The sequence below is a fragment of the Gammaproteobacteria bacterium genome (assembly GCA_021648145.1).
GTDB lineage: Bacteria > Pseudomonadota > Gammaproteobacteria > JAADGQ01 > JAADGQ01 > S141-38.
The window spans coordinates 26,181-38,683 of record JAKITI010000013.1; the positions used below are offsets into that span (position 1 = coordinate 26,181).

The 12,503-nt window shown below is 44.9% G+C and carries 10 protein-coding genes; 8 read left to right on the plus strand and 2 right to left on the minus strand.

Annotation, left to right across the window (positions count from 1 at the left end; all coding sequences use genetic code 11):
- Window positions 1–8: 8 nt before the first annotated feature.
- The 4 genes from pgl to L3J70_09225 all read left to right on the plus strand — a co-directional run bounded on the left by pgl (window position 9) and on the right by L3J70_09225 (window position 3,823).
- Window positions 9–734: a 6-phosphogluconolactonase gene (gene pgl, locus L3J70_09210; protein MCF6236529.1), complete on the plus strand. Its 726-nt coding sequence runs from the start codon at window positions 9–11 to the stop codon at window positions 732–734.
- A 5-nt stretch (window positions 735–739) separates the two neighbouring features.
- Window positions 740–1,735 (plus strand): glucokinase, encoded by a 996-nt coding sequence (glk, locus tag L3J70_09215; protein ID MCF6236530.1) that lies wholly within the window; start codon window positions 740–742, stop codon window positions 1,733–1,735.
- A 223-nt stretch (window positions 1,736–1,958) separates the two neighbouring features.
- Window positions 1,959–2,813, plus strand: coding sequence for a hypothetical protein (locus tag L3J70_09220; GenBank protein MCF6236531.1), 855 nt, complete (start codon window positions 1,959–1,961; stop codon window positions 2,811–2,813).
- Window positions 2,814–2,983: 170 nt separating this feature from the next.
- A complete protein-coding gene (locus tag L3J70_09225) occupies window positions 2,984–3,823 on the plus strand; it encodes an outer membrane lipoprotein-sorting protein (protein ID MCF6236532.1) in 840 nt (279 codons plus the stop codon).
- Between the two features lie 72 nt (window positions 3,824–3,895).
- Here the strand turns inward: L3J70_09225 and rsmA are convergent, their stop codons facing one another.
- Window positions 3,896–4,693 carry a 16S rRNA (adenine(1518)-N(6)/adenine(1519)-N(6))-dimethyltransferase RsmA gene (gene rsmA, locus L3J70_09230; protein MCF6236533.1) on the minus strand — a complete coding sequence of 266 codons (798 nt, stop codon included), beginning with the start codon at window positions 4,691–4,693 and terminating at the stop codon, window positions 3,896–3,898.
- Between the two features lie 23 nt (window positions 4,694–4,716).
- Window positions 4,717–5,685: a 4-hydroxythreonine-4-phosphate dehydrogenase PdxA gene (pdxA, locus tag L3J70_09235; protein ID MCF6236534.1), complete on the minus strand. Its 969-nt coding sequence runs from the start codon at window positions 5,683–5,685 to the stop codon at window positions 4,717–4,719.
- A gap of 181 nt (window positions 5,686–5,866) precedes the next feature.
- Between pdxA and L3J70_09240 the strand changes: the two genes are divergently transcribed.
- From L3J70_09240 to L3J70_09255, 4 genes are read left to right on the plus strand one after another with little or no spacing between them, the layout of a single operon-like run.
- On the plus strand, window positions 5,867–6,769 hold the full coding sequence (locus L3J70_09240) for a hypothetical protein (GenBank protein MCF6236535.1): 903 nt from the start codon (window positions 5,867–5,869) through the stop codon (window positions 6,767–6,769).
- A gap of 35 nt (window positions 6,770–6,804) precedes the next feature.
- A complete protein-coding gene (locus L3J70_09245; GenBank protein ID MCF6236536.1) occupies window positions 6,805–9,216 on the plus strand; it encodes an acyl-CoA dehydrogenase in 2,412 nt (803 codons plus the stop codon).
- Window positions 9,217–9,224: 8 nt separating this feature from the next.
- Window positions 9,225–10,529, plus strand: a complete 1,305-nt coding sequence (locus L3J70_09250; protein MCF6236537.1) for an acetyl-CoA C-acetyltransferase — start codon at window positions 9,225–9,227, stop codon at window positions 10,527–10,529.
- Window positions 10,530–10,543: 14 nt separating this feature from the next.
- Complete coding sequence (locus tag L3J70_09255) at window positions 10,544–12,502, plus strand: 3-hydroxyacyl-CoA dehydrogenase NAD-binding domain-containing protein (GenBank protein MCF6236538.1); 1,959 nt, start codon at window positions 10,544–10,546, stop codon at window positions 12,500–12,502.
- The last annotated feature ends 1 nt before the right edge of the window (window position 12,503 follow it).

A 12,503-nucleotide genomic window follows, 5' to 3' on the forward strand; every position in this document is an offset into this window, starting at 1 on the left:
AAACAGAAATGGAAATAAAAAAATATTCAGAATTGCAGGCTCTTAATCAGGCGGCGGCGGATCTCTTTTTAAGCTTAGCGCGTCAAGCAGTTGCCAGGCAGGGTGCTTTTCATGTGGCTCTTGCGGGAGGCTCTACGCCTCAAGCACTCTATGAGCTTCTAGCAATGCCCGAGTATGCTGAAGTGATTCCATGGGATAATGTATATATCTATTTCGGGGATGAGCGTAGTGTGTTACCTGACGATGATGAGAGTAACTATGGGATGGCATGTGAGGCATTATTAAACCATGTGCCAATTCCTGAGGCACACATTCATCGTATTGAAGCAGAGTGCAGTGATGTGCACCATGCGGCGGCGGCTTATGAGGAGTTGCTCCGTACCTGTCTGCCTTCAGATGAGCATGGTCAGGTTGAGTTTGACTTGATTTTACTGGGAATTGGGCCTGATGGACATACGGCTTCACTGTTTCCAAAAACAGATATTTTACATGAAACCAAGGCGCTGGTTGGGGCTGTGTATGTGAAAGAGAAACAAACGTGGAGAGTGAGTTTGACGTTTCCTGTATTAAATCAGGCCAGGCAACTACTGTTTCTGGTGGCAGGCCACAATAAAGCTGAAATTATCGGTCAAATATTGGGGGGGGCGATGAATAAAACGGTTTACCCAGTACAGCAGATTAAGAGCCAACGGCAACTGTGGTTGATTGATCAGGCCGCAGCAGAACGGTTGTAACTAAAGTGATTGTTCTTGCAGGGGATATTGGAGGCACTAAAACATTATTGCAGATTTATGATGCTGCTCAAGGTCAGGAAATTAATACTCAAAACTTTGAGTCGTCCTGTTATGCCACTTTTGATGTTTTGTTGGCAACCTTTCTTAAATCACTTGATTGTGGTGTTCGTGAGTCTATTAAGTCGGTGTGCTTTGCTGTGGCAGGTCCTGTTTATGATGGCGTTAAAGGGCAAGTCGCTCAGGTCACAAATTTACCCTGGAATTTAAATAGTATTGATCTGAGTCAGTTTTTTAATGGCGCGTCCGTCTGTTTAGTGAATGATTTTGTCGCGGTTTGTCATGGAGTTGCTCTTCTGGAAGAGAAAGATATATTTGTGCTTCAGCCAGGAAAATCACTTCCAGGTGCCCACCAAGCCGTGATCGGCGCCGGAACTGGATTGGGAATGGGGCAGATTGTCTCATATGAAAATAGAGATTGTATATTGCCAGCGGAAGGCGGACACGCTGACTTTGCACCAGGCAGTTTGATTCAGTCCGAGTTACTTAATTATTTGCTACACAAAGGAGGGCGCGTTTCTATTGAGTCAGTATGTTCTGGTCGGGGTCTATTGAATATTTATTGTTTCATACGTGATTTGGAGCCTGAAAAAGAGAGTGCGGAGTTACGTGAAAAAATAAAAAATAGTGATCCTGCAGCCGCAATTACTTATTTTGCAAAGGAGTATCAGGATATTTTGGCTGAAAAATCACTGAAACTGTTTGTTGAGGTTTATGGCGCTGTAGCAGGTAATTTTGCATTAACAATATTGCCGCTGGGAGGGCTTTATATTGCAGGTGGAATTGCCCCCAAAATTATTGACTGGATGCGCCAGGATATATTTATGCAAGCGTTTAATAATAAAAATAAAATGACAGGTTTATTAGAAAATATTCCGGTTAGATTGGTATTAAATACCCACGTTGGATTGCTGGGCGCTGTATTTGTAGGCAGTCGATATTAAGACTTTTTTGGTGTTGGCCGATAAAAATATGAAGCTGTTATGGTTGTTGTTAATTAAATTTTTGTATCAATGTGAGTTTTGACTTTTTTGGTTCTTGTATGGTATTTTCTTAGCTCGGTGTCAGTTTCTCAATGTAGACATCCGTAGTATTTACCAATTTAGGTTACGGAAAACTCCAATTTGTTAATGTTTTGTAATTTAAGGTTGTAGGAGGTTTACTATAATGTTTATTAAGAAAATCAAAGCACTGTCTATATTAGGCTCGGTTGCTCTTATATTGCCATACTCGGTTATGGCCGCACCACCCACTACTTATGGACAGTGGTACCTTACCGATGATGGTAATGGTAACGGTATTATTCAAGGTGTCGATGGTTCAGGTAATGCAACAGGTCTCGCACCTTGCCCGACTACATTTTCATCATGTGCCGTGATCGTATCAGGTGATGGGTTTATTCAGATGACAGCTAATGCTGGTGCAGATACTTATTTCTGGACTATTATCACCGATGAGTTGTCTCAAACTGCCTCTGGTGCATCGGGATCACAAGACTTTTGGATGGAAAATTTTGTAAAAGACGGCGGCCCTAACGGAATTGCGAGTCGTCAAGTTACAAATAGCTCCAGTGTGGCTCAGGGTGACTTTACTTCAACAGTAGATGTAAATACTGGTTGGGGTGCAGCAGGTGGCTCTGGTATTGAGATTGATATTGTCCAGGATATTGATGATAACACTGTAGGTTCAGAATTTGAGCAGTCTTTTATCTATAAACAAAAGCCAGCAGCGAGTGCAGGTGGATCTGCAGCTACGATGGATGCCGGTATCACGTGGAATGCAGGTGATGAATTAACGGTGGTATGGATTGGTCAAACAGTTGATCTGGGTGGCACATTAGGCACTGCAGCGGCTGATTTTTCATATGAATCTGTGATTGATGCAAGTAATGCCAAAGTTGATGATTACAGCTTCACTGTCCAAACATGGGACTGGAGTCCAACGAGTGATCTGAATACTGAGTTTGGTGCAGCGCCTCAGTTGCCAGGTGCATCTGCGCCTCATGGTAATGCTGGAAGTTAATTAAAACCAGCTAGTATCAGGTTTTTTGTTTGAAAAAGAGAAGGTTCACCTTCTCTTTTTTTTGTCCTGTTTTTTGTATTAATTTATTATTAATGAAACTTTTTACTGACTTTCAGTCTCTTACAGAAAAGTAGTTATTTTGATTGTTAAATTTTCAGGAGGTTTGGTGTATGGATAGCATAAAATATTGTTCATCTTTTTTACTATTGGCTTTATTGGGAGGCAATGTCGCTGCACAGGCAGAAGAGGTTGTTGATAATAAAGTGCTGAGTGGCGAACAGATCGTAGAGCAATGTAATTATAAATACCCGGGTGCGGATCAACGCACTCAATTGACCATTATCTTGAAAAATAAAAATGGTAATGAAAAAAAGAAAGTATTTTTAAGGTTGTGGAAAGATTACCACGGCGAAGATAATATCCTGGAAAAAATGATACTTTTTACAGAGTATCCAGCCGATGCCAAAGGTGCTGCTTTTATGCGCTGGGCATATGACTCGGATGCAGGTAAAAATGCAGATCAATGGATTTACTTGCCAGCACTGCGCAAAATTCGTCGAGTTTCGATTCGTGATCCTGGTGATGCATTTATGGGGTCAGACCTGACTTATAGTGATATTAGCTTAAGAAAGCTGGATGAAGATCAGCATACATTTCTACGAATGGATAAGCGGAACGGTGAGGAATATTATGTTGTAGAAAGTACGCCTAAAGAGAGCAAACCACTCTATAGCAAACGAGTCTCATGGTTTAAAAAAGCAGAAAGCTCTGATGGCTGTGTTAAAAATAGAATTGATTATTATGATGTAAAAGGTGACTTGCTAAAAAAACAGTTTATCGAGTGGCAACAAATCGATAAGGCTTGGGTTTGGGAAAAAGTGGATGTTCAAAATGTCCAGAATGGCCACGCATCCATTTTTACAGTAAAAGATGTTGATGTTAATGTGGGTTTGAAAGATCGTATTTTTAAAAATGATGGAAGAACGTTAAAGCGTGGTTACAAACGTTAAATTCAAATCGGAACGTGTAAAAAATAACAAGCGCAACAAGTTAATTTTGTTGCGCTTTTTTTTATGAATAAATTATTTTTGGGCGCTTTCTAAAGCACTGACGGCATTGCTTAATTGAGCATATTGTTGCAGTGTGAGCACTTCTGGGCGTAATCTGGGGTTAATTCCAAGTGCTTCGATTTGCTGAGCGCTTAATACCGTCTTTAAATTATTCCGTAATGTTTTTCGTCGTTGTCCAAAAGATTGGGTAACCACTTGTTTGAACATGCTTTTGTCATCAACTTCAACGGGTGGCACTTTATGCGGCACTAATCGCACAATGGCAGAATCAACTTTGGGAGTGGGGGTGAACGAGGTGGGTGGTACGTTAAACAGAGCTTGTACCTGGCAGTGATATTGAATCATGACACTTAATCGGCCATAGCTTTTACTTCCAGGTGCAGAGGCCATACGATTAACGACCTCTTTTTGCAGCATAAAGTGCATATCCTGAATGATATTAATCTGCTCCAAAAGATGAAAAATCAAAGGTGTTGAAATATTGTAAGGTAAATTTCCGACAATGCGCAGCCGCTGATCATTGTGAACCAATGTACGGAAATCAAAACCAAGGGCATCGGCTTGGTGAATATTTAAGCCCGAAAATTGTGTGAATTTTTTCTGCAAGATAGGAATTAAGTCACGATCAAGTTCTATAACATCAAGTTGCTTGATCGCCTCTAACAGAGGCTCTGTTATAGCGCCTTGACCAGGGCCAATTTCGACAAGATGCTGGCCTTTTTGAGGGGCGATTGCTGTGATGATTTTTTGAATCACCATCGGGTCGCGAAGGAAGTTTTGTCCAAATCGTTTGCGTGCGCGGTGTTGCATGGTGTGAATGGATTGCCCTGTTTTTAGGTTTTCGAATGGTTGATCATTTCAATGGCTGTTTGAATTGCGACCTTTAAACTTCCTGTACTGGCTGTGCCTTTTCCTGCTAAATCAAGCGCGGTTCCGTGATCCACAGAGGTTCGAATAAAAGGCAAGCCGAGTGTCACATTCACGGCATGACCAAAGCCCATGTGCTTGAGCACCGGCAGCCCTTGATCATGATACATCGCGAGTACGCTATCAGCGCGTTGCATATAGTGGGGTGTAAACAGACTGTCCGCAGGCAGTGGGCCTTCAAGGTTGAAACCTTCTAGGCGTAATTTTTCTAAAACAGGTGTAATGACTTCAATCTCTTCCATACCCATATGGCCATTTTCACCTGCATGAGGGTTTAAGCCACAGACTAGAATGTTAGGTTGATTTAAGCCGAAATATTGTTTTAGATCATGATAAATAATTCTAATGGTTTTCTCTAAACTGCTCTGAGTAATGGCCTGGCTGACTTTGTTTAATGGCAAATGGGTGGTGGCCAGTGTGACACGTAGGCCAGTCGTGGCGAGCATCATGACAACTTGCTTGGTATTTGATTGCTCTGCCAAAAACTCAGTATGGCCACTGAATGTAATGCCCGCTTCATTGATAATTCCCTTATGTACGGGTCCCGTGACCATTGCATCAAACATGCCACCCATACAGCCTTGTGCAGCGCGATATATAGATTCCAGCACATATTTAGAGTTATTAGAATTGAGTAAGCCACATACGCTTTTTTCATAAAGTGGTATAGGCAATACTTTCAACGTTCCAGGGCAGTGTGACTCGGCGGGTTTGTCTGGGTCAAATGGAGTGATCTTTAAAGGCAGCTTCAGCAATGCAGCGCGAGCCGCGAGCATGTCAGGGTCAGCTATTGCAATCAGCTCAACGTCAAAATTATTTTGTGCTGCCTGAATGCATAAGTCAGGGCCAATACCTGCCGGTTCACCAGGGGTCATGACTAAGCGTTTTATTTTCAAAAAGGAGATCCTTGTTACTCTAAACGGTTATAATTTCGAACTATACGCAGCCCCCTCAGAAGGGTCAAACAGACAGAGGCAACTTTAATGATAGTTTGGACTCTAATCCGTTATGCGTCCATATTAAATCTGTGAGGTGGCTGAATGCGCGGTGTATCGAATGGGGCTTAAGCGGTGGCTGGTTGGTTGGGCAACCCAGTGGCTGAATAAAAGTATAGAGGTCGGTGGCGTACCGATGTCAGATTTTAAACGTATTGGCCACGAACTGCGTCCCGCTGATGTCTTGTTAGTGGAAGGTCACAGCCGTGTCAGCGAAGTCATTAAAAATATCACGCGCAGCCCGTGGACACATTCGGCGCTCTATATTGGTCGCCTACATGATATTGAAGATGAGGCTGTGAGAAGGCAAATTGAAAAATACTATTTTGGCAGTCCAGGTGACCAACTCATTATCGAAGCTTTATTAGGTGAAGATACGGTTGTTAGACCCTTAAATAAATACGCTTCAGAGCATCTTCGCATTTGTCGCCCCAAAGCGATCTCTTTTGACGATGCTAGCAGAGTGGTGAAATATGCTGCTGAGCGCCTTGGTACGAAATATGATTTAAGGCAGCTTCTTGACCTTGCCCGATTTATTTTCCCGTATTCAATTTTACCCCGCCGTTGGCGCTCCACCCTGTTTGAACATAATGCTGGACAGCAGACGCGCACAGTGTGCTCTTCCATGATTGCGGAAGCTTTTTCAAGTGTTCATTTTCCTATTTTGCCAGTGATACAGAGGTCAGGTCAGGGGCAAATGCATATGTATCAGCGCAACTCTCGTCTGGCAAAACCATGTGATTTTGATTACTCCCCTTATTTTGACATTATCAAATATCCCTTTATGGGGTTCGATGAATTGACCTATTATCGTCAATTACCATGGGATCAGGATGGTACTATTTGCAATGATGTCGGCGATTGTTTTACGCCATCTGAAGCTGATGCCAGTCATAAAAATAGAGCACCAATCAAAAAAAACAGTAAAAAACTTGACAACAATGGGGTTGAAGGTGCGAAATAAGAGTTCCGGTTGATTAGGATTGTCGGAGGATTGTCATGACAAGTGTGTTGTGGTTAGTGGTTGTTATTTTTTCTATTGCTCTGCTCTTTTGGCGCACGTCGCTGCGCACCTGGAGTCTATCGGTTGGGCTTGTTTTAATCGCAGTTTCGATTGTGACTGGTTGTGTGCCATTTTCGTTATGGATTCCCTTCCTGTTCATTGCTTCACTGAATATTACCTCTCTTCGTCGATCGCTGATCAGTGGTCGGGCTTTAGGGCTGTTTCGTAAAATATTACCTCGCTTATCTCAAACGGAACGTGAAGCTCTGGAAGCGGGCACCGTGGGTTGGGATGCTGAATTAGTCAGTGGAAATCCAAAATGGGGGGAACTTCTGAATATCCCCTTGCCTAGGCTAACGATAGAAGAGCAGGCCTTTATTGATGGGCCAGTCGAAGAGTTATGCAAAATAATCGACGACTGGAAAGCCACAGAAGAACTTCGTGATTTGCCTCCAGAGGTATGGGAGTTCATCAAGAAAAATGGTTTTTTCGGAATGATTATTCCCAAACGCTTCGGTGGTTTGGAATTCTCAGCATTGGCGCACTCCTCTGTGGTGATGAAAATAGCGACACGTTCCGTAAGTGCCTCTGTGACAGTGATGGTTCCCAACTCTCTGGGACCTGCCGAATTACTACTCAATTACGGCAGTGAAGAGCAGCAAAACTATTACCTCCCCCGTTTAGCTCGGGGAGAAGAGATTCCCTGTTTTGCGTTGACTGGGCCTGAAGCGGGTAGTGATGCTGGAGCCATGCCCGATTCTGGAATCATTTGCCGTGGTGAATTTGAAGGCAAAGAAGTCCTTGGAATTCGTCTCAACTGGCAAAAGCGCTATATCACGTTAGGGCCTGTAGCCACATTGTTGGGCTTAGCTTTCAAACTGTACGATCCCGAGCATCTATTGGGTGAGCAGGAAGAGTTAGGTATTACCTGTGCATTGATTCGTACCGACCTCCCTGGCATTGAAATTGGTCGTCGCCATATTCCACTGAATGCTGTTTTTCAAAATGGCCCCAATAGTGGCAAAGATGTTTTTATTCCGGTGGACTGGATCATCGGTGGTGCAGAAGGCGCAGGGCAGGGTTGGCGTATGCTGATGGAGTGTTTGGCCGCAGGGCGTTCTATTTCACTGCCCGCGATGAGCACCGGTGCGGGCAAGCTGGCCAGTCGTATGACGGGCGCGTATGCACGGATACGCAAACAGTTCAATATGCCGATCGGCTACTTTGAAGGCGTGGAAGAAGTGCTTGCTCGTATTGCAGGGCTGACTTACATGATGGATTCAGCACGTATGACCACAGCAAGCATGGTCGATCAGGGCGAAAAACCTTCAGTAATTTCGGCCATCGTTAAATACCACCTGACCGAAGGTATGCGTCAGGTGGTGAATGATGCGATGGACATTCAAGGTGGCAGTGCAATTTGCATGGGGCCGCGTAATTTGATGGGACGTGTGTATCAGATTGTGCCTGTGGGAATTACCGTGGAAGGTGCGAACATTCTGACGCGCAGCATGATTATTTTTGGCCAAGGCGCGATTCGTTGCCATCCTTATGTTTTAACCGAAATCCATGCAGCGGCAGACCCTGATGAAAAACGTGCGCTTGAAGTATTTGATCAAGCCTTATGGGGGCATGTGGGTTTTAGTTTAAGCAGTACGGTACGCTCATTTTTACTGGGAATCAGTGATGGTTATGGGGTTAAATCCCCTGTAAAAAGTAAAACAAAACGCTATTTTCAACGATTGACTCGAATGAGTTCTGCGCTTGCGATCAGTGTCGATATTGCAATGTTGACTCTGGGCGGGGCTTTAAAGCGTCATGAAAAGCTGTCGGCTCGTTTTGCCGATGTGTTGAGCCAGCTCTATCTGATCTCTTGTACTTTAAAGCGTTTTAAAGATGATGGCAGTCCAGAGCAGGATTTGCCGATTGTCCGCTGGATATGTGAAAACGCTTTTTACACCATTCAACAGAGTTTTGATGGTGTGATTAAAAATCTTCCCAATCGACCTGCTGCATGGTTTTTGCGTATTGTGATATTTCCTCTGGGCAGACGATATGCCAAGGCCAGCGACAAGCTCGGTCATCAAGTGGCAAGATTGCTGCTCTCGCCTTCCGAAACACGCGACCGTCTCACCCATGGAATTTTTATCGCCAGTGAACTGGATGAACCCACAGGATTGATTGAAGATGCTTTACAAAAAGTGATTGCAGCAGAACCGGCAGAGAAAAAATTACGTGCGGCAATCAAAGATGGAAAAGTGGTTTCTAGCGCTGAAAATTTAATCGCACAATGTGTTGAGTTGAAAGTGATAAGTGAAGACGAAGCAGAGCTGATAGAAGCTGCAACAGCGGCGCGTAATTTGGTGATTCAGGTCGATGATTTTTCTGCAGATGAGTTGAAAAGGTGAGGTAGACGATGGCACTGAAAAAAGGCAGTTACCCCGGTCGAGCTGTTTACATTGTGGATGGCGCTCGTACTCCATTCCTGAAAGCACAAGGCAAACCCGGTGCTTTCACAGCTTCATCACTGGCTGTTGCGGCAGGAAGCTCACTGCTGGCGCGTCAGCCCTTTGAGCCGGATGCATTTGATGAAGTTATTTTGGGTTGCGTGATGTCGGGGCCTGAAGAGGTCAATATCGCACGCGTGGTAGCGCTACGTTTGCAGTGTGGCCACCATGTGCCCGCGTGGACGGTGCAACGCAACTGCGCATCAGGTTTGCAAGCACTGGACAGTGCCGCATTGAATATTGCTACGGGTCGCTCTGATCTGGTGTTGGCGGGGGGCGTTGAAGCGATGAGTTACGCGCCGGTCATGTTGAATAACTCAATGGTGGCTTGGTTAGGTGATTGGAACCGTGCTCGTACATTTTCTGCAAAACTGAAGATGCTCGCAGCATTGCGACCCGCACATTTAGTACCCGTGATTGGTATTTTAAAAGGTTTGACTGATCATGTGGTTGGGTTGTCGATGGGGCAAACGGCGGAGATTCTTGCCGAGCGCTTTAATATTGATCGTGAAACGATGGATGCTTATGCGATGCGTAGCCATCAGCGCTTAGCGGCTGCACAGGATGCCGGTTATCTGCAAGAGATCGAAACAATTTACGATACAAAAGGCCATTATTACAGTGAAGATGATGGCCTGCGCCGTGATTCATCAATGGAGCGTTTAGCGAAACTGAAACCGGTATTTGATCGTAAATTTGGAATGGTGACCGCCGGTAATAGTGCCCAGGTTACGGATGGCGCGGCGTGGCTGATTCTGGCGAGTGAAGATGCTATTGAAAAATATCAATTGCCAGTTTTAGGTCGAATTGTTGAATGCCAGTGGTCAGGGCTAGATCCGGCGCAGATGGGCCTAGGCCCTGCTTATGCGATGGCAAAAATTCTCAAAAACCACCGATTTACTCCTAAAAAAATAGATTGTTGGGAAATTAATGAAGCATTTGCGACGCAAGTGATCGCCTGTGTAAAAGCTTGGCAAGATCCGGTTTTTTGCCGTGAAGCATTAGGGCGGCGTAGCGTTGTGGGTGAGATTGATGAGGCGCGGCTGAATGTGGATGGCGGTGGTATCAGTCTTGGGCATCCTGTAGGAGCGAGTGGCGCACGTATCGTATTGCATCTGTTGCATGTCTTGAAACGCAAACAAGCTAAACGTGGTATTGCCAGCCTCTGTATAGGAGGAGGGCAGGGTGGAGCGATGTTGCTCGAACGTGTTTAACTGGAGGCCAAATCATGTCAGAAAAAGAGAAGGTTAAAAATCATCACTGGCAGCGTATTGATGACGATTATGGCATCGTCTGGCTGAGTCTGGATAAAGCGGATGCGACGACCAATGTTTTGAGTTATGAAGTGTTAAACGAGTTTGAAGCGCTGCTCAAGCAGTTACAAACTGAGTCACCACAGGGTTTGGTTATTCAGTCAAAAAAAGAGAATGGCTTTATTGCGGGGGCTGATGTTAACGCGTTCAAAGAGCTTAAAACTTATGATGAAGCATTGGAGCTGATCCAGCATGGGCAAGCAGTATTTAATCGTCTGGAACGGTTAAATATTCCAACTTTGGCATTGATTCATGGGTTTTGCCTGGGCGGCGGGCTGGAACTGGCATTAGCATGTGACTATCGCATTGCCGATGAAAATCCTAAAACAAAACTGGGTTTACCTGAAGTTCTGTTGGGAATTCACCCAGGGTTTGGTGGTTCTGTGCGTTTGACCCGCTTGGTGGGCGCACCTGCGGCGATGAGTATGATGCTGAGTGGCCGAGCAGTTCGTGCGCGTGCGGCCAAAAAAATGGGATTGCTTGATGCGGCGGTGCCACAGCGCCAGCTACAGAGAGCGGCTCATCAATTTATCATGAAATCGCCTAAAGTCAGCCATGCGAGTGGCTGGAAAATGTTGACAAACTACTCACCCGTAAGGCAGTTATTAGCGTCAGTATTACGTCGAAAAGTCGCAAAGCGTGCGCGTCCAGAGCATTATCCTGCACCTTATGCATTGATTGATTTATGGGAACAGTATGGTTGCGATAAAAGGCTGATGATGCGTGAAGAGGCTGCTTCAGTGGCACGCTTGATTATTGGTAAGACCGCCCAAAATTTAGTGCGTGTTTTTTTTCTGCAAGAGCAACTTAAATCGCAAGGTAAAAAATCACTGTTTACCCCTAAATATATTCACATCATTGGCGGCGGTGTGATGGGGGGAGATATTGCTGCGTGGTGCGCACTCTGTGGTTTGCGTGTGACGATACAGGATCGGCAGCATGAATCACTGGCGCGTGTGATTCAGCGAGCACACCGGCTGTTTAGAAAGCGCTTGAAACAACCCCGTTTAATAACCGAAGCACTGGAACGATTGAGACCCGATAAAGAAGGGCTTGGACTGTCTCGTGCAGATGTTGTGATCGAAGCGATCTTTGAAGATGTTGAAGCCAAACAATTACTGTTTCGTGAAATAGAACCGCAACTGAAAGAGGGCGCACTGCTGGCGACGAACACTTCCAGTATTCCGCTCGAAGTGCTGGGTGAGGCATTGGCAAAGCCTGAGCGTTTGGTTGGTTTACACTTTTTTAATCCTGTGGCCAAAATGCAGCTGGTTGAAATTGTGAGTGGTGAGTTGACTGATCCCGAGGTGGCTGCGCAAGCGGCGGCATTAACCCGTCATATCAACCGTTTGCCCCTGCCTGTAAAAAGTTCTCCAGGATTTTTAGTGAATCGTGTATTGATGCCTTATCTGCTGGAGGCGGTTGTTTTGGAGTCAGAAGGAGTCGCTCCAGAAGTGATTGATGAAGCAGCACTTGATTTTGGAATGCCTATGGGGCCTGTCGAACTGGCCGATACGGTGGGCTTGGACATCTGTTATAGCGTCGCTGGAATTCTGTCTAAACAACTGCAACTAGAAGTTCCAAACCGGCTTGCGGAATTGGTAAAAGCGGGTCATCTTGGTCGAAAAACAGGTCAAGGATTTTATCAATATAAAAAAGGAAAAGTTCAGAAAAAACACTTTAAAGCAAATGACGTCACAATCAAAGAAGTACAAGACCGTTTGATAAAACGCTTGCTTGATGAAGCACACATCTGTTTACAAGAAGGTATTGTAAAAGACGCTGATCAGCTAGATGCGGGGATTATTTTTGGTACAGGGTTCGCTCCATTCCGTGGCGGGCCAATATTTTATACTCAACAACGTCATAACTGAG